The organism is Ruminococcus sp. Marseille-P6503, from assembly GCF_900604945.1.
Taxonomy (GTDB): Bacteria; Bacillota; Clostridia; order Oscillospirales; family Ruminococcaceae; genus FB2012.
This window is the reverse complement of sequence record NZ_UWPB01000002.1, coordinates 991,654-1,008,807: the sequence shown is the minus strand read 5'-3', so window position 1 is coordinate 1,008,807 and position 17,154 is coordinate 991,654. Positions and strand designations below refer to the sequence as shown.

At 39.6% G+C, this 17,154-nt stretch carries 19 protein-coding genes and 1 tRNA gene; 3 read left to right on the top strand and 17 right to left on the bottom strand.

Annotated features, from left to right (window positions below; genetic code table 11):
* Nucleotides 1-8 precede the first annotated feature (8 nt).
* A tRNA-Arg gene (locus tag EIH25_RS10860) sits at nt 9-85 on the top strand.
* 63 nt (nt 86-148) lie between these two features.
* Here EIH25_RS10860 and EIH25_RS10855 read toward each other — a convergent pair.
* The 4 genes from EIH25_RS10855 to EIH25_RS10840 form a co-directional block, all read right to left on the bottom strand.
* Nucleotides 149-1,060: a tyrosine-type recombinase/integrase gene (locus EIH25_RS10855; RefSeq protein WP_164489226.1), complete on the bottom strand. Its 912-nt coding sequence runs from the start codon at nt 1,058-1,060 to the stop codon at nt 149-151.
* Nucleotides 1,061-1,149: 89 nt separating this feature from the next.
* Complete coding sequence (locus EIH25_RS10850; RefSeq protein WP_124101058.1) at nt 1,150-1,362, bottom strand: hypothetical protein; 213 nt, start codon at nt 1,360-1,362, stop codon at nt 1,150-1,152.
* A 113-nt stretch (nt 1,363-1,475) separates the two neighbouring features.
* Nucleotides 1,476-2,696: a hypothetical protein gene (locus EIH25_RS10845; RefSeq protein ID WP_124101057.1), complete on the bottom strand. Its 1,221-nt coding sequence runs from the start codon at nt 2,694-2,696 to the stop codon at nt 1,476-1,478.
* A 615-nt stretch (nt 2,697-3,311) separates the two neighbouring features.
* Nucleotides 3,312-3,692: a hypothetical protein gene (locus EIH25_RS10840; RefSeq protein ID WP_124101056.1), complete on the bottom strand. Its 381-nt coding sequence runs from the start codon at nt 3,690-3,692 to the stop codon at nt 3,312-3,314.
* Between the two features lie 181 nt (nt 3,693-3,873).
* Here EIH25_RS10840 and EIH25_RS10835 point away from each other — a divergent pair, with 181 nt between their 5' ends.
* Nucleotides 3,874-4,062 carry an antitoxin gene (locus EIH25_RS10835; protein WP_124101055.1) on the top strand — a complete coding sequence of 63 codons (189 nt, stop codon included), beginning with the start codon at nt 3,874-3,876 and terminating at the stop codon, nt 4,060-4,062.
* Nucleotides 4,059-4,316 carry a hypothetical protein gene (locus EIH25_RS10830; RefSeq protein WP_124101054.1) on the top strand — a complete coding sequence of 86 codons (258 nt, stop codon included), beginning with the start codon at nt 4,059-4,061 and terminating at the stop codon, nt 4,314-4,316. Before EIH25_RS10835 ends, EIH25_RS10830 begins: the two co-directional genes overlap by 4 nt.
* Before the next feature lie 49 nt (nt 4,317-4,365).
* Here EIH25_RS10830 and EIH25_RS10825 read toward each other — a convergent pair whose 3' ends face one another.
* The 13 genes from EIH25_RS10825 to EIH25_RS10770 all read right to left on the bottom strand — a co-directional run bounded on the left by EIH25_RS10825 (nt 4,366) and on the right by EIH25_RS10770 (nt 17,118).
* A complete protein-coding gene (locus EIH25_RS10825; protein ID WP_124101053.1) occupies nt 4,366-5,163 on the bottom strand; it encodes a zonular occludens toxin domain-containing protein in 798 nt (265 codons plus the stop codon).
* A gap of 194 nt (nt 5,164-5,357) precedes the next feature.
* Entirely contained in the window at nt 5,358-5,591 is a 234-nt protein-coding gene (locus tag EIH25_RS10820) for a hypothetical protein (RefSeq protein ID WP_124101052.1), read from the bottom strand.
* Between the two features lie 192 nt (nt 5,592-5,783).
* Complete coding sequence (locus EIH25_RS10815) at nt 5,784-7,550, bottom strand: hypothetical protein (protein WP_124101051.1); 1,767 nt, start codon at nt 7,548-7,550, stop codon at nt 5,784-5,786.
* Between the two features lie 61 nt (nt 7,551-7,611).
* Nucleotides 7,612-7,785, bottom strand: coding sequence for a hypothetical protein (locus tag EIH25_RS12495; RefSeq protein ID WP_164489225.1), 174 nt, complete (start codon nt 7,783-7,785; stop codon nt 7,612-7,614).
* 16 nt (nt 7,786-7,801) lie between these two features.
* Nucleotides 7,802-8,068: a hypothetical protein gene (locus EIH25_RS10810; RefSeq protein WP_124101050.1), complete on the bottom strand. Its 267-nt coding sequence runs from the start codon at nt 8,066-8,068 to the stop codon at nt 7,802-7,804.
* A gap of 727 nt (nt 8,069-8,795) precedes the next feature.
* Complete coding sequence (gene pyrE, locus EIH25_RS10805) at nt 8,796-9,455, bottom strand: orotate phosphoribosyltransferase (RefSeq protein WP_124101049.1); 660 nt, start codon at nt 9,453-9,455, stop codon at nt 8,796-8,798.
* A gap of 143 nt (nt 9,456-9,598) precedes the next feature.
* A complete protein-coding gene (locus tag EIH25_RS10800) occupies nt 9,599-10,468 on the bottom strand; it encodes a M15 family metallopeptidase (RefSeq protein WP_164489224.1) in 870 nt (289 codons plus the stop codon).
* A gap of 77 nt (nt 10,469-10,545) precedes the next feature.
* Complete coding sequence (locus EIH25_RS10795; RefSeq protein WP_124101047.1) at nt 10,546-13,017, bottom strand: HAMP domain-containing sensor histidine kinase; 2,472 nt, start codon at nt 13,015-13,017, stop codon at nt 10,546-10,548.
* Nucleotides 12,992-13,693, bottom strand: a complete 702-nt coding sequence (locus EIH25_RS10790; protein WP_124101046.1) for a response regulator transcription factor — start codon at nt 13,691-13,693, stop codon at nt 12,992-12,994. The genes EIH25_RS10795 and EIH25_RS10790 overlap by 26 nt, the downstream gene beginning before the upstream one ends.
* Before the next feature lie 229 nt (nt 13,694-13,922).
* On the bottom strand, nt 13,923-14,678 hold the full coding sequence (locus tag EIH25_RS10785; RefSeq protein ID WP_124101045.1) for a YdcF family protein: 756 nt from the start codon (nt 14,676-14,678) through the stop codon (nt 13,923-13,925).
* A gap of 2 nt (nt 14,679-14,680) precedes the next feature.
* Nucleotides 14,681-15,457 carry a hypothetical protein gene (locus tag EIH25_RS10780; RefSeq protein WP_124101044.1) on the bottom strand — a complete coding sequence of 259 codons (777 nt, stop codon included), beginning with the start codon at nt 15,455-15,457 and terminating at the stop codon, nt 14,681-14,683.
* A 214-nt stretch (nt 15,458-15,671) separates the two neighbouring features.
* The gene (locus EIH25_RS10775; RefSeq protein WP_124101043.1) at nt 15,672-16,259 is read right to left on the bottom strand and encodes a dipicolinate synthase subunit B; all 588 of its coding nucleotides are present in this window, start codon (nt 16,257-16,259) and stop codon (nt 15,672-15,674) included.
* Entirely contained in the window at nt 16,249-17,118 is an 870-nt protein-coding gene (locus tag EIH25_RS10770; protein WP_124101042.1) for a dipicolinate synthase subunit DpsA, read from the bottom strand. The genes EIH25_RS10775 and EIH25_RS10770 overlap by 11 nt, the downstream gene beginning before the upstream one ends.
* Between the last annotated feature and the right edge of the window lie 36 nt (nt 17,119-17,154).

Sequence of the window (17,154 nt, the reverse complement as noted above, 5' to 3'; positions counted from 1 at the left end):
CCGTATATGCGCCTGTAGCTCAGTTGGATAGAGCGCAAGACTCCGACTCTTGAGGTCGCAGGTTCGAATCCTGTCAGGCGCGCCAACAGCAAGTTTTTCTTGTTAAAATTATAGACTTACACATTTATGTGTAAGCCCGTAATAAAAACTATATTTCAAATATAGGATTATCAATTTCATCCGCACGACCATTAAGATAATAACGTGTTGTGGTAGATGTATCGCAATGTCCAAGATAAAGAGAAAGATTAGGCAAACTACAGCCATTTTCAAGACTTATCAACGCAAAAGAATGTCTAAGCTTATGAGCCGACAAATAAGGCAAATGCTTGCCATATAAATTTACGTACTCTTTATCACGGCGATTGAAAAACTTAATCCAGTTATGAGAGTGCCAAGAAGGAGTTAAGTAATCAGAATTTCTGCAATTGAATTGGTTTGCAAAAACAAAATCATTAATATGAGGCAAACGTTCAATTATATCAACTGCCTGAGGCATAAGCTTTATAGTTCTGGAATAACGGCTTTTCGTAGTATCGGTATAATAGCGGTTACCGCAATTATTACAAATAACGGCGCAAACAGTAACATAATAATTACCGTTGACCTGTTTAACACGCTCCCATTTTAAAGCAAGTATTTCCTCTGCTCTCATACCAGTTAAAAACTGAAAAAAGAATAAGTCTGAAACAAAGCTTTTTTCTGAAAATATAAAAGCAATTTCCTCTTTAGTAAAGCTTTTAACCTTGTTTCTGTCGTTCATACGCTTGTAAGGCATATAAACAATACCGTTGCTTATATCCTTTTCACATAAATCATTAACATAAGCGGTAGACATAATCTTTTTTATATCATAGATTATTTTTTTAACAGTTCCGCTTGTTTTAAGCCGTTTGTCTGCACTGGCTAAAGCTTGCATTACATGAACAGGTTTTATCTCGTTCAGTTCCATATTTCCTAAAAGGGGAATAAGATACTTACGTATATAAGTCTGATGTTCAACTGTGTTTACAGTTTGATAGCTGCTAAGATACAACGGGATATAATCTTTAAATTTCATTATGACATTCCTTTCTTGCATGAGGGTTTGTAGAAAAGCTGTCTGCTGAATTGCGCCAACAATTCAGCGTTAAAGACAGCTTTTTCTTATTAACGTACATTGAGATAACGTCTAAGAGCAAGGTAACGTCTTTCGTTGCCGAACTCCGTAAGAAACTCTTTCAAAAGGCTGTCACGCTCGGCAGGACAGCAGAGAAACACAATTATTAAGTTTTCGTCCGTCTGCTTGCTACCCTTAATCTGACCGCTTAACCACAGATAAAACAGCCTTAATTCATCTGCATTAAATTCCTTAGTTTTCATAATAAACCTCCTAAATGTGATATTATATCAATTATTTTTCTTTTGTCAAATTGGCAAAAGTAATTGTTTAATATATTAACTGCATATTTTTGAAAGTAAACTTTCAAAAATTATTAAATAGCAAAACCGTTTATCAGTGATTCTTCAATCTGTTCGCCCTCTTTCTTTACATAAGTTACTTTTATACCGTTCTCGCCTTTATAATCGTTATTAAACTTTACTCTGTCTATACAATAGGCTTCTATATCGTCAAACTCTTTGTAAACGTCTTTTACACAACCGTTAATTTCACAAGGAACAGAAGCTTGAAAATAAACAGTACAGTCCTTTTTTTCATATTTAAAGCAACGGATTATTTCTTTTATACGGCGGTAAAACTGTTCTTTCTTATCTTCTCCCTCATTGTTGTTATAAACATGATAAGGTGTAAGGGGCGAGGTTATATAAACCTTTGTCCAAATACAAGTTTTATTAAAATAACGTGCATTTATATCCCTTTTGTATTTATCAAGATACATAAGCATATCAGCAAAACGAAATTGACCCCGAAATTCGTCAAAGACAATAACGTCTTGACCTATATAATTATCAAACGGGTGCTGATAATCAGAAACCAAGTATACATTTTCATCTCCGTACTTTTCGCAAAGTTCAACGTATTTATATGATTTTCCGCAGCCTGTTCTTCCGCAAAGCCAGTAAACGTCAACATTTCTTACCCTCGGTATATCTTGACACCGTTTATTAAAGAAAAGCCAATTTACAGCCTTTTCTTCTTTTAATGCCTTTGGAAACTTAATAAATATTTCACGAGGAGTAAGACCCTCTGCTATAAGGTTCTTGATTTCATCAAGAGTTATAAGGTCGTTTCTTTTCCCCTGACAACCGATTATATCTCCAACCTGAGATTTAGCAATTATTTTTTCGCCTTTTTCCTCAAATTTTCCGACCTTATTTATATAATCCTCAACATCTTTTTTACTGCCTTTTGTGACCTCAATATGTATCTTAGGAAATAAACGTTTTAAAACAGTTAAAGGACGATAGGTTTTCTTACTTTCAAAAACACAATGCAAATGTTCAAGACCAAGAGCCGAAATACAATACAATACCGCTCCTGTATGCTCGTCACCGTCCGAAACCCATTTATTCAACACATCATCGCAAATTTGCTGTTCAGTAAAACCGTAATATTCAGTTGGTTCTTGCATTAATATTTCTGGTTTTCCGTTTTCATCTTTTATTATTTCTCCTGCTTCATTATGCCTATAGGTTATATTATAACGAGGATTATTTATAACACAGAATGTTGATTTACAAGTAAAATCCGACAAAATTTCACCCCCTTGTGACGAAGTTGTGACAAATTGCTGTCACAAGAAAATTACTAGAAAATACGTAATTTGCACCACCTTTGTGACGTGTGACGAAGTTGGGGGTAATACTAACCCCAACTTCGTCTTATCCTCGCTATATAAGAACATCAGTTCCTATATATTATAATAGAACATTTATTCCACTATGTCAAGAGGAAAGTTTGTCCAATGTATTAACGGCTGTTATAATTTGCTTGATGAGGAAAGTTTGCAAACCGCTAAAGCGGTTACGCCATTCGGCGGTTTGTATAGACCGATAGTTTGCTAATGCTTAGAAAGGGCGCTAATTAGATATTTTTATAAAGTCAGCAAAAAACAAAAGGATTATTCAATTTTGAAAGTTTGAGAAAAAGGAGCGCAGGGAAACAGCGACTGCGGTCTCTGTAAGGTGGGGAAGCTCCCCACAGAGCGAATGCGTCCAGTCCGTCCGACCTGCGGTCGTTACTCCTTACCGCTAAGTTTAATTCGCTCATTATATAGACTTTGCGTTTTTTACACATTTTTATTACCTCACTTTTTTGAAAGTTTACTTTCAATTTCTGCCCGTATAGCCGTTAGCCCAGCTTATGTATTTCAATCTTTTGTATAGTGATTGATAAACATATGATTTTTGATTTCTTCTGCATTATCGCTTGTAATTGCCCAAACATCAGTTAAATAAATACCGATGTTATAAAATCCCGCATAAGAATCAAAAGCATAGATATTCAGCCAAACGTCAAGTTGTCCACTGCTTTCGCCATATGCGTCATTTACTCTTGCATTTTTAGCAATTTCAGCTTCAGCTTTTAAAATTTCAAAATTTATATTAGTGCTGCTTGCTGTTCTTACCGCCATTTTTGCATAATCTTTAAGACCGTTATCTTCTTTCATTTCATTAATGATTTTGTTTGCCGCTTTCAATTCAGAAAGAGTAATAATTTTTTTTGCATCATCTGTAAATTTAACTTTCATGATAATTTTCCTTTCTGGTTTTTAGGATTTTCCTTTCCTTCTATTATATATTATACCATAACGTTAGTACATAGTCAAGTAAACATTTTGTACTAACAATATGTATAAATCATGTACTAACGCTAGTACATGATTGACAAAAAATCAAAATTAATGTATAATTATTCAAGAGGTGATAAAAATGCCGACAGCAAGAACAAAAGCAAATAGAAAATACAATGAAAAAGCATATGACAGAATAGCTTTAACAGTTAAAAAAGGGAGGAAAGAAGAAATAAAGAAAACAGCAGAAAAAAACGGGTTAAGCATTAATGCTTATATAAATAAACTTATTGATGATGATATAGAAAGAGAGGAAATCCAAGAATGAATTATGATGAGTTATCATCAGTAATTGATTTATCATTAAATGCGATTGTTATATTAAGAATACTGTGGATAATTTTTAAAATAATTGTTGGTATAGCTATAATTTATATTGCTTGTAAAATCAATAAAATACTTGATATATTAAGAGATTTACACTATTATCAGCGCAATCATTTTGAAACGGAATTTGAAGTTGAAGAAGATGACGAAAAAGAAACAATAATCACAAAAGTTTTTAAAAAGCTAAGTGAATAAGCATAACATCAATCCGGCATGGACCTTGCGGTTACCATGCCGGATTTTATTACCATGCATTTTTACGTTTGCGTATACTCTTTTTCTGCTTACGGTCAAGGGGCTGTGTATGAGATTCTGAACCATCTCTATTTGACAATATTTCTTCGTCAGAAAGGTATTCTTTTGCAAGCATATTTGTGACAAGTTCAGACGTATCATATAACTGTCGATATTTATTGCGCTGTATGTACGTCTTGTTATAAAGCGATACAGGACTGTAAGCTTTGTTTTCGCTGTATAACTCATATTCCTCAATGTCATAAGTATAACCAGTCTGTATACGTGTGTAAGGGTGTTTAAAATGAGTATGACAAGCTGTAACATCTGCGGTTATATCCCTTATTTGTTTATCAAGCAAATTGAATCTTTGAACCGTTGCATATATCATCATTCGTCTTTTACGGCATTGACAAAGATGCTGAAAAAGTGGTTTCGGAACTGCACACTTGCCACCGCTAAAATCTCGACTGTTAAATATTGTGCCTATCTCATCAATCAGAACAAGCGTATTTTTCGGAGCGTTAAGAATATCCTGTGCTGTATTCAAAGGCAAAATTTTTGTATAATCAGGGAAGTTTTGAAGCTTGATATTTGTCAATATGTTAAGCTGAGGATACTGTAAACAAAGCTGATATGCTTTTGTAACCATAAGACTTGTTTTTCCTGCACCAAACTTTCCAACAAATAAATGTATCCCCCAGCCGTTAAAAAGCTGTTTCCAATTAAAATATGCTGAACAGCATTTATCATAGGCAATATATGCGGTAAGCATAGGAATACGAACATAATAATCCATTAAAACCATTCAGACACACACCCCTTATCTCATATGAAAAAAGCGAATCATGCAGTTATAAAGCATTTTCCAGAGCATAAAAAGCATAATACAAGCAAAAACAAATTCCATTGCCAGAACTCCGAACTGTTTCCAAGTAGTTATATTCTCGATTGCGGACAAATCGCAACCGAGAATTTTTAACAACTGATAACAAGCGTTTTCTATGTTGTAGAGCATTTTTCTGCACCGTCCTTTTCCGTATCATTATTTTGAAAGTTGACTTTCAATTCCTGTTCATCAAGAATTGACTGAATAAGTTTACGGCGTGGCAAACTCATTTGTTTTTCGGCTTTAAATTCATGCAAATCCTTAAAAAATGCGATTACACCGCAAAATGCGGAAATTAACAAAATGATTATCATAATCATTATAAAAAATTTAAATATGTTCAGCATAATTTACTCCTCTCTAATCTTTGTTAAATAAATAGTGTAGTAACTGCAAACTACAGCCAATTATACATAAACCTACAATCATACTTCCTAAACTAAATTCAAAACCATTAAAATTCATGCGCAAGGAAAAAATACTTGCAATCGAAGTAAAAAGCTTTTTCATTATCCCAAAGAAATCCATAAAACACCTCGCTAAATAACAAATTTTATAACAACAAGAGCAAGCAAAACCACAAAGAAGCTTGCAAGAATCGTTAAAAACCAACTTGGTAATATAGCTATACAAGCGGTTAGAAATTCGTAAAATGTAGAAGTGCCGTTGAGCAAATCAGTAATTGAACCAACGCCAAAGTCAGTTGAAAAATTATTTTGCCAACGTATTTCATCATCATATTTTTTCTGTTCTTCTGCTGTTCTTTCATCTGATAAAGTTCCGTCAGAATTTACAGACTGATAACTGTCAGGTTTATAAGCAGTATCACCAGTATAACTAAAAGGATTTCCCTTTGTTGTATATTCATCGCCATTATACTTAAAAGGTGTATACTCTGGGTAATCATCAAAGCTAAATTCATTTCCTAAATAAACATACTGAATGGGTTTGTTTTCCCAATAATCAACAAAAGTTCCGTTGTCATAAACAGTATCATCATGTTTTGTGCCGTCGGCATTTTCTTTATTAAAAATTATAGCACCGTTAGGAGATGTATCACTAGTTAAATCAAATGCAGAAAAAGAAACAGGTGCTGTACTATCAGTTATTAGCACTGGATAATAAGTAGGATAATCATCCGTAAAATACACGTTTTCAAGATTTATAGTTATAGTTTTAGACGGTAAATCTTCAATAAAATTTTTATATTCACTGCCAGTAATGTTTTTTATATCTTCAAAATACTTTGACATATCACAAAAATCAAACCAAGGATAAAGACCATTTGCATAAGTGGCAGTTGATGTACTACCGTTTATTTCACCGTTATCAATATCAACAATACTATATTTTTGTTTAGATAAATATGTATAAACTGAATTTTCAACGACTGCGCGAGGACTGGCAGTAGACGGATTCGCACCAGTTATAAAAAACATAAGTTTCTTGTTCAAACCCTCTAAACTGGTTTCAGTTCCGCTTTCTGTTCCGTCATATGCCGATAGCAAATCTTGTATACTGTTTTCATCACTTGCGCCTAATTCTCTAGCGTGATTATACTCCCAAGAACGGCGAGCAACATACTCAACATAATCGGGATTTAAACATATAGTAACCTTTATTTCCTCTGTTGTTATTTCTATACCGTCATTAGGACTACCAGGAGCCATCAATATTCCACTGCGTTTCATATTTACCGATAAATTCGGAGTATAAGAAACAGTGAAAGGAGTAGGGGGAGCAGAGGGGTCAACAGGTGTTATGTCTACATCATCAGCAATAATTTTAAGACCTTGCGAATTTAAAATCAAAGATTGCCCATTATCTGCAAAGCCGTCTTTATAAAGAACAATTTTTGCAGAATCAATATATTTTCCGGGGTTATCAATACCGTATGTATTATAAGAATTACTGTAAAAACCAGTTACAATATTATCTGTAACATATAATTGACTAGACCCATAAGCAATAACTTTGTCAAGTTTTTTTTCTAAATTATAACTTAAATCAATAGAAGTAACAGGTTCATCAAAAGCATAGTATCTATATGTATAAATGTCCTGAGAACCAAAGGTATAAACACTATAAGAAATAAAATAATTTAGTAGAAAGCAAGAAGGTATTTGACCTTTTAAGTAATCAACAAAATCACCTAAATATGCATTACCGTCCTCTGAAGATAATTTATAAAAAGTAAAATTACCAGAAGTATAAGACTCACCCTTTTCAGCTCTAGCAATAAGACTTGAAAAAACACCAGTACATATAATTATCAGAGTTGTTATTATGCTTATTAGTTTTTTCATTTATTTTCACTCCTTTCAAAAAATTAAGCGGAGCGGTTAATAACCGCACCGCTCAATTAGATTATGCCCTGCCCTTTGTAAGCTTACGGATTACACCAATCGCAACACCAAGAAGCGAAGTACCGACAAAAACCATAACAAGAGGATTTCCGGTCATAATCGTCCAAACCTGTGAAACAAGGTCGGTAATGGTGGATACACCGCCAGTAATCGTAGATTCTGCCAAAATTTCCATAGAAAAAACTCCTTTCTTAATCTAAAATATTGATACCTGTTATAACGGGCTTCTGAATACCGTTATAAACACGAATATCCACATCAAAAGTAACATTAGACCCGATAACAGCCGTTGAATCAGGGAAAGTATCCTGCAAAAGTTTCACAGGGACTTTAACAGCCTGAACAGAACGACCATTAACTGTTGAATCTTCTTTAGTACAGAAAACGGAATAATTTTTCCATTCCCTGCCGTTTTCAAGAGTACCTTTGTTTTCTTTGAAGCCTACAATTGTGTACATTTTTTCATTTCTCCTTTAAAAAAATTTAATGTTAAGAGATTTTCTTTTATTTCTCTAGTTATATAATACAACATTTTTTATATAACGTAAATTCGTGACTTATTTCTTGTCAATAGATAAAAAATTAATTTAAGCGAAAAAAATTGACACATAAAAGTAAATTTTTTATGTGTCAATTTGTATGATTATTTATTGAATATTTGTTAATTATAAGGTATCAAATACTCCGACTCTTGAGGTCGCAGGTTCGAATCCTGTCAGGCGCGCCAGTCCCAGCTCGGACAACGCAATACCCGTCATCATTTTGTGGTGGCGGGTATTTTTAAGCCGCTGGCAAATACCATCTCATTGTCACAAATCAGTGAAAAAATAAGAAAATCCGCATAAAAGAAAAAAGACAGTCTGCTGACTGCCTTCTAACTTGTGTAAAAATTTTGGAGAGGATGAAACGAGCTAAGAGTTAATTCACTTAGTGTTTTCATTCTTTTTTCTTTCTTTGTTCTACAGTTAATATTATACTCAATTACCGCGCAACTTCAAGAACAATACAATTACATTTTACTACAGATTAATTACAATTGACTTTTTTTGCTGTAACCTTTCTGGTACATTTGCGCAAATTAATATACGGATTTTTTACAGCTCCGCTTTAAATACTCCGCCGGACTGTATACAAAACTGCCCAAAAAGCGCCCGAACTCATTGTCCTGAATTAAAAAGCTGAAAATTATTCAGCCGCGCCGTATTCCTCGCGATACTTCAGCATTTTTTCAAGATATTCTTTTCCCTCTACTATGCCGTCCCGGATCGCTTTGATAATATCGTTTATATTGACGATAGAATAAACCTTTACGCCGAAGTCTATATATGCCTGCTGAACAGCCGAAAGCTCGGTATCAAGCGCCTTCTCCATACGGTCTACGGTAATTACCATTCCGGTAATGTCAACGTCCGCAGCGGATTTCAGCTTAGGCACAGACTCCCTTAAGGCTTTACCCGAGGTCATAACATCGTCTATAATGATCACCTTTTCATTGTCGCTCAGCTTTTTGCCCACAAACATTCCGCCCTCGCCGTGATCCTTGGCTTCCTTACGGTCAAAGCAATATGAAACGTCGGCGCCGTACTTGGTTCCAAGCGCGATAACTGCCGATACCGCAAGAGGAATACCTTTATAAGCAGGACCGAATAAGGTTTCAACCGGTATCTTATTGTCCGCAATACAGTCGGCATAGAATTCTCCCAGCTTAGCAAGCTGCGCCCCCGTTCTGTAATTTCCGCAGTTAATAAAATACGGAGCCTTTCTGCCGCTTTTCAATGTAAAATCTCCGAAGGTAAGCGCTCCGCTGTCCACCATAAACTTAATGAATTCTTCCTTATAGGTCATAAATCATACATCCCTTCAAATTTAATAGGCATATATATTATAGCATATTCCTGGTCCGCTTGCAAGCACGTATCATTCCGCGTCTGCTATAAACATAAAGAAGGCGTCTTTCCTCCGCCCGACGGCAGAAAAACGCCCAAAAATTATTTCTTAACGGTTATTATCCAACCGCCGCAGTTATCTCCCGAAACAGTTTTCTCGCTTCCGTCCGGAACTCTTATCAGCTCGCCCTGCTGACGCGATATTATGTATCCGCCGTATTCGTAGAATTTGCCGATTTCCAAGCCCTCGACATATTCTTCAAAAGTTTCATGCTCAAGACTTATTATCTCAGAATGAGGCAATCCTACATATCTTATATGCCACGGCTCGTATTCTATTCCTGTAACCTTCTTTTTGAACAGCGGATATCTGATAATAAACCCATACTCCCCGCATTCTGAATTAACGAACTGTCCGGCGTCGGATTTCAAAAATCCCATTCCCGCAAATCCGTCGGTATACACATCAAGCGCAAGCCCCGTCTGATGCTCGCTGGAGCCCGCTGCCATAGCGGTATCCGAACCCTCCTGCGCCAGTATATCCTCCTGCTCCGCTGCGGTGCGGAAGGACGACATTATGTAAAGATTTTGTCCTGTTTCATCTCTGACCGCTTCGGAAAGCTTTTCAAACGCATTCAGCGCGCATCGGTTTATTACCGCTCCGCTGCTTTTATATTCCTGAGTATCCGCCGAAAAGCCCTCAGGCAGAAGATTATCTGAATTTACAAGCATCAGGCTTTGATTTAAAATACAGCCGTTTTGCTCAAGCTCGTCGATATACATACTTTCAAGGTTTAAATTTTTTTCGCTTACCCGGATAAGCTCGGCGCTTTCGCTCAGCCTGCCGAATTCATGCTTTACGATAAACCTGAGATCCGGCCTCAGCGCAAACAATACCGCCGCGGTCACCGCCGCCAGCAGTACAAGCAGCAACAGCGCCCTGCAAAAAAGCTTTTTTCTTTTAAATATCATATTATCTTCCTTTATTTTCTCCAAGGACGTCCGAATGGACGCCTCTTGGATTTTCTGTTGTTTCATACACCGCAGGGTCAGCGTTCTTCAGTATCGGAGCTTTTTTGCAGCAGAACCACCGCCTTGAAAACATCTCCGTCAAGCTCTACTCTGAAAGCTCCTCCGCACGCCTCGGTAAAGGTTTTGGCTATCGAAAGCCCCAGACCGTTCCCTCCGTCTGTTCTTGATTTATCTCCTCTTGTAAATCTTTCCATTATCTCTTCAGGCGTGAAATTCATTTCATAGCTTGCAATGTTTTTCATCTCAAGCTTTATATAATCCTTTTCCTCTTTAAGATCTACAAATATTCTGGTTTTCTCCATAGAATAATTAAGAGCGTTGTCTATAAGATTCTGGAATACCCGGTAAAGCTTGTTCCCGTCGGCGGTTATCATCGCGGACTTAGGCTCTATATTTATCTTCAGCTGTCTGCCGCTTTTCTCTATTTTATCCGCGGCGTCTGCCAGTGCCTGATTAAGCAGTATTACCGCGTCAAGGACCTCCATGTCTATATCTACGCCGCTGGTGGCTTTGGCAAGAGAAAATACGTCTGCAACTATATTTTTCAGCTTATCGGATTTCTGCTCCAGGATTCTGACGTAATCCATCGCTTCAGCCGGCAGCTCCTCCGCTTTAAGTAGGTCTATATAGCTTATGATCGAAGTAAGCGGCGTTTTAAGGTCGTGTGATACGTTGGTCACAAGCTCTATCTTCATTCTTTCAGACTGAACCTGCTTTTCTACCGTTTCCTTGATGTTTTCAGAAATTTCGGAAAGCTTGCGGCTGTCGCTGAATACAAGAGAGCCTTCAGGTATTCTGTCGTCAAACTCCTCTCCCCTGCTCATCAGGTCGATCTGGTTATTCAGACTGTCGATATCCTTATATATTTTAAACTGAGTTATAACAAACCAGATAAAATATACAGCGTAAGCCATCAGCTCAATAGGATTATTTGAAAAAGTAATAACGTAATCGTACAGCATTATTGCCGCCAGAACAGTAGCGCCTATAAAGATCCACTGGCGAATAAAAAGCCTGCGGGCGGCAGATTGGCTTTTGTACCGGGCGAAAACTCCTGAGCCGCGCAGCTTTCCGCCGATCCAGCTGATAAAACGCCTGCACAGCTTAAAAACATAGAAATCCTTCCAGAAGCTGTGAATTTTCAGCTTGCTGACCGTACCCAGAGCAAAGCCTAAACCGACTGCGCATATAAAAGTGACCGCTCCGCTTAAGATCCAGAAAGAATAGGGCTTTTCAACATCAAAAAGATTGAGCGCTATTCTGATGAGATTCTGATATTCAGATAAAAGCATTCCCGCCAACGCAAGAGCGAAAGTTATTCCGGCAATAAGAAATTCCGTATGCCATCTTCCGAATACAGCCGCGTATTTCCATTTAACGCCGCCGCTTCCCTCATAGCCGCATACTACGACCAGATATACCACGCATATAGCAAGTATAAATGAAGCAATAATTATTCTGACGATAAGTCTGTTTCCGGAATCAACGTTTTTGCTGAAATTAAGCTCTTCCTCCGCCAGCTTTTCCTGGTTGGGAGAGATCATGACCGTTATATCTTCATCGTCAAGATAGTCAATCTGATAATCGTCCGTTTCCTCGATAGGCACGTCAATATAACGGCTTTCGCCGTCATAATAGTCATAGTAATCATAATTGTCTCTGTCAGCAAGCACTCTCTTATATCCATTGACAATATAGGACTTTGAGGGATCGCTTGTATTAAAATCATAAATATACAGATCGTCGTAAGGCCCATAGCACATAATATACCTGCCAAAGCTGTCATAGCACGACCAGCCTATCGGAACCGAAGAAATATCATACTGCTCGCTTTCATAATAGTCATCGCTTCCCGGAATATCCATATATATATAATGGTATCCGCTGTCCGTCTGATAACCGCTGTCGGTTTCAACTGTGTTTTCATGCCTTATATACCAGCATTTTCTGCCGCTTTTAAAGCTTTCCGTATCCTTGTCCTGGGCTATAATTCCTTTCAGCCCGTCAATATTGGTTATTAAGTTATCTCCGTAGGCTACATAATAATCAAAAAATTCACTTTCTATTACCGGAACGCCGTCGCTGCTGTAAATCCTGATTTTATCCGAATATTCGTAATTTTTCAGCGCCCTCATGAAATTCTTGTAAAGATACTGATTCCCGCTGAATTTTCCGTCTTTAAAATTCCTCAGATAAACCGACGCGGTTATACACAGCGCCTGATAAAGATTATCCTTGCTTGAAATAAACTCCTCGCTTGCGGTATACTCGTCGTCAAAATAATATCCCACATTGTTTTGGCTTTCGTCGTATTCCATAGCCCAGCCCAATATGCAGAAGCCCATTACGCAGGCGATCAGAAACGCGAACGCTCTGAATATCCCCGACGTTACCGCCTTTTTAAATTTATTTACTCGGGATTGATCTCCGCCGGCTTTGCCCTGTTCCTCCGATACAGATTCCTCAGATCTTTTCGATTTTATATCCAATGCCCCACACCACCTTTAAATACTTGGGCTCGCGAGGATTTATTTCTATTTTCTCGCGGATATGACGGATATGAACCATAACCGTATTTTCAACGGCATAAGCGTCCTCGTTCCACACCTTTGAATAAATCTCCTCCGCTGAAAATATCTTTCCCGCGTTGCGCATAAGCAGTTCAAGTATTTTCAGCTCCGTAGCCGTCAGCTTGACCTGCTCTCCGTCCACCTCCAGCGTTTTAGCGGAGGTGTCGAGAGCAAGCCCGCCTATTTTTATCAGATCCGTTTTATTTGTGTCTGCCGAGCCTAAATGAAGATAACGCCGCAGATTTGATTTTACTCTTGCTACAAGCTCCATCGGATTATACGGCTTTGTTATATAATCGTCAGCGCCCATTGAAAGCCCCAGCACCTTATCGGTGTCCTCCGACTTGGCCGAAAGCACTAATATAGGGATATTTCTGGTGGTTCTGATCTTCATCATTGCCGAGAGTCCGTCAAGCTTAGGCATCATTATGTCGATAAGAATAAGATTTATATTTCTGTTTGAAGCAAGCTTGTCAAGAGCGTCAAGTCCGTCGTACGCACGGATAACCTCGAAATCCTCCTTCTCCAGCAGCTTCGCGATAGCCGCTACAATATCCTTATCGTCGTCTACAACAAGAATGCAGCCGTTCTCCATTTAAGCTCAGTCCTTTCCTTGTACGATTGAATTATATAATACACTTTTTAAGTTCAACCTGACGTATTTCTTAAAAATATCTTAACCGTACCTATTATACCATATAACAAAAGGGTTTACAACAAAAAACCGCACGCATGGCATGACCGTTCAGCTTCAGCAGACAGAAAAAATCCGCCGTCACTGTGTGTGACGGCGGATCTCACCGCTTCGCGGGCTGCTGCTATGACTAACTGAAAAACCTGAGCTTTATAAGCCCAAGCCATTCTCTTATCCAGTAGGTGAAAATATATCTCGGCTCGGTCCGGGCGGATATTGCATGGACCTCCTCCGCTCCGCGCTTTTTCGCGATCAGACCGGCTCTGTACTGATGAAAGCCGTCGGTCACAACTGTGATACGCCGCTCAAGCCCGAGCATATCAACGATTTCAAGGGAATTTTTCATGTTTTCATCAGTGGAAAAGGATTTTTCCTCTTTTATAATACGGTCCGCGTCTATCCCTTTTGATACAAGGTACCGTTTCATAGCTTCCGCCTCGGTAATTTTTTCATCGCTGCCTTTTCCGCCCGACACAATACATCTCACGCTTTTATGCTCGCTCATATATTCAAAAGCGGCGTTAAGCCGTCGCCTGAGCATTCGGGAGGGTCTTTTCCCGTTGACCTTGCAGCCCAGCACAATAAGCAGATCAGGCTTGACAGGTCTTTTTTTCATTGCCTTTATCATACTGACAGACAGTATAAAAGCACACGCCGCCGAAGCCGACAGCAGCAGCACCGCCGCTGTCAGAACAGCCTTTCCCGCCGCGCCGCGCCACACCGCGCCAAGCAGCAGAACAAATTTATCCCAGCCGCAGGTAATAAACAGCGCCGTCAGCGATATGACGATCCCGACAGCGTTTCCTGCATTTATAACAGGAAGCGGCGCCAGAAAAAGCATTAGCAGAACCGTTTCCAGCGCCGCAAAAATATGCCTCAGACTCATTATCAGGAATTTGCCGCCGTAAGAGTTATCTCGCTTCCGTCATCGGCTGTAAGCCTGAGAGTAAATATGTCAAACGTATAGCTGTAGGACGCCAATTCGCCACCGTTCCTAGTTACTTCAAACGTTTCTGCGGTCTGAGCGTAAGTCATAGCCTCGCCCGTTTCTGAGCCGTAAGCGCTTATAGTGCCTGTTCCGTCGCCGTTGAATACCCATTCGTTAAGATAGGTGCCCTCGGAATCCACCTCATAGTAGGTTCCGCTTATCGGAATAAACTCAATTTTTGTCCATTCATATTCCGAACCGTTTCTTTCAAACGTAAGAACATTTCCGTCGTAAGTATAGTCCGCAGGCTCTGAATCGTCAACGCCGCCGCGGTTTATTGTAATAGTATCGGCAGTCTGATCTATTCCCAAAGGAACTCCCGTAACCGCTCCTATTCCAACAAGATAGCTTGCGTTTTCGTTGATTATAACATAGTTGCTCTCAACGCCGTCTATACTTTCCTTGAATATTCCCGAAACCGGAATATAATCGTTTCCGTCAGCTACGGAAGATTCGTCATCTGCCAGAGAACCCTGAGAATCAGCGTCAGATACGCTTTCCGTCCGCTGAGCCGGAGAACTGTCGTTTCCGCTGTTATCTAACGTCTGCTCCGACTGAGAAACGGCGGATTCCGTAAGCGCCCCTGTATCTGACTCACCGCTGTCGTCAATAGCTCCGCAGGAAGCAAGCGTAACAGCCAAAGCTGCAGCCGCTGCAATAAAATACTTCTTTTTCATAATAGATCCTTCCTTTTCATTTACATCATTTTGCTGCCGTAAACCGAATAAATTTACGCTTATATTATACAGCATACACCGCCGGTATGTCAATTGCAATTTCCGAATTGTAATAACTCTTACAAATAAATAAGCTTTTATTTCCATTATGATAAAAAGGGACTCTCCGCATGGAAGGTCCCGTAAATTATCTTCAGTTATAAAAAGCTGTTTTCTACTGTTTTGCGGTTATTACCGGCTGAAGCTGCTCGCCCTTCAGAGCCGCTTCGACAGTTTCGTTTATCCGGGTGAAATCAGCCACGACCGAATTCGGCTTAGCCGTAAAATTATCCTGACAGTAAGGTACAAAATAATAATTGCGGTAATTCTGCAAGGCCCCTATATTTTTGGCGCAGCCGGCAAGAGCGTCGTTGGTCGAAATTGCCAGAACTACCGGTCTGCCGTTTCTCAGATGCGATTTAACAGCCATCGTAATGGGCGTATCAGAGATACCCAAGGCCAGCTTTGCAAGAGTATTTGCCGTACAGGGGGCGACTACCAGTATGTCAAAAAGCTTTTTGGGGCCTATCGGCTCCGCTTCTTCTATGGAAGCAATAATTTTTCTGCCGCATATCTCTTCGATTTTTCTGCGGTTTTCCTCCGCCGTTCCGAACCGTGTGGAGATACCCCATGCGTTAAACGACATTACGGGGCTTACCTCCGCTCCGGCCTCAACCAGCGACTCCGCCGCTTTAAAAGCCTTTTCAAAGGTGCAGAAGGAGCCCGTCATTCCAAAGCCCACCTTGATTCCTTCAAGTGACATTTTTCACACCCCTTTCATTTATAATATTCTTAACCGCCTCGGAGATTATTTCTCCGCTGGTGATTGGGGCGACCTTTCCGGGCAGAGAAAGGGCCTGGATCGCGCGCTTGTTAAGACGCGCGGCCGCTTCAAAATCAACTCCGCCCGGCTTAGACGCCAAATCTATTATAAGCGTATCCTTTGAAACGGCCTCAAGCATTGCTTCGTCAAGTATCATTGACGGCGCTGTATTTATAATAAGGTCATATCTTCCTATATGTCCGAAAAGCTCGTTGATATGGAATGCTTTGAGCCCTGAATTTTCCGCCTCCGCCAGCGCTCCCAGCTTTCTCGCCGTACAGGCGACCTCAGAACCTGCCGCTTTGAAAAGCGCGGCGGCAGCCTTTGCAACCCTTCCGTAGCCTATGATAAGCGTGCGGCTGCCGAAAACGGTAGTAGCAAGCTCCTGCATAGCAAGCTGAAGCGCCCCTTCGGCGGTAGGTATGCAGTTTTTTACCACAAGCTCTTCACGCTTGAAATAATCCGCTACCTCAAAGCCAAGCGCGGAAAAGTATTCAATCAGACGGGTCCCAAGCCTTCCTCCTGTAACAATGGCATTTTTGCGAAGATACGGCGCTAAATCCTGACAATTTACTTCCGCGCCTCTCTGGCACGGTATTTCAAGCTCTCCGCCGGACATCATCGGAAGCACAAGAACGTCCGCCTTTTCTTCCATTTTATCCAGGCTGTCAAGAGATACGACGTTCGGAGACGAATCAAAGATCCTATAGGTATAAACTTTTCCGTATTCCGCAAGCTTTCTGCCCATATATATCTGTCTGGCGTCCCCTCCGACGCATAAAAACACTGTCTTTTTCATATATCGAAACCTCCTGTCGCATAAGCCATTCTTACA

Coding starts and splice junctions, on each gene's coding strand:
- EIH25_RS10855 (WP_164489226.1), bottom strand. CDS start 1,060: ATGAAATTTAAAGATTATATCCCGTTGTATCTTAGCAGCTATCAAACT.
- EIH25_RS10850 (WP_124101058.1), bottom strand. CDS start 1,362: ATGAAAACTAAGGAATTTAATGCAGATGAATTAAGGCTGTTTTATCTG.
- EIH25_RS10840 (WP_124101056.1), bottom strand. CDS start 3,692: ATGAAAGTTAAATTTACAGATGATGCAAAAAAAATTATTACTCTTTCT.
- EIH25_RS10835 (WP_124101055.1), top strand. CDS start 3,874: ATGCCGACAGCAAGAACAAAAGCAAATAGAAAATACAATGAAAAAGCA.
- EIH25_RS10830 (WP_124101054.1), top strand. CDS start 4,059: ATGAATTATGATGAGTTATCATCAGTAATTGATTTATCATTAAATGCG.
- EIH25_RS10825 (WP_124101053.1), bottom strand. CDS start 5,163: ATGGTTTTAATGGATTATTATGTTCGTATTCCTATGCTTACCGCATAT.
- EIH25_RS10820 (WP_124101052.1), bottom strand. CDS start 5,591: ATGCTGAACATATTTAAATTTTTTATAATGATTATGATAATCATTTTG.
- EIH25_RS10815 (WP_124101051.1), bottom strand. CDS start 7,550: ATGAAAAAACTAATAAGCATAATAACAACTCTGATAATTATATGTACT.
- EIH25_RS12495 (WP_164489225.1), bottom strand. CDS start 7,785: ATGGAAATTTTGGCAGAATCTACGATTACTGGCGGTGTATCCACCATT.
- EIH25_RS10810 (WP_124101050.1), bottom strand. CDS start 8,068: ATGTACACAATTGTAGGCTTCAAAGAAAACAAAGGTACTCTTGAAAAC.
- pyrE (WP_124101049.1), bottom strand. CDS start 9,455: ATGACCTATAAGGAAGAATTCATTAAGTTTATGGTGGACAGCGGAGCG.
- EIH25_RS10800 (WP_164489224.1), bottom strand. CDS start 10,468: ATGATATTTAAAAGAAAAAAGCTTTTTTGCAGGGCGCTGTTGCTGCTT.
- EIH25_RS10790 (WP_124101046.1), bottom strand. CDS start 13,693: ATGGAGAACGGCTGCATTCTTGTTGTAGACGACGATAAGGATATTGTA.
- EIH25_RS10785 (WP_124101045.1), bottom strand. CDS start 14,678: ATGAGTCTGAGGCATATTTTTGCGGCGCTGGAAACGGTTCTGCTAATG.
- EIH25_RS10780 (WP_124101044.1), bottom strand. CDS start 15,457: ATGAAAAAGAAGTATTTTATTGCAGCGGCTGCAGCTTTGGCTGTTACG.
- EIH25_RS10775 (WP_124101043.1), bottom strand. CDS start 16,259: ATGTCACTTGAAGGAATCAAGGTGGGCTTTGGAATGACGGGCTCCTTC.
- EIH25_RS10770 (WP_124101042.1), bottom strand. CDS start 17,118: ATGAAAAAGACAGTGTTTTTATGCGTCGGAGGGGACGCCAGACAGATA.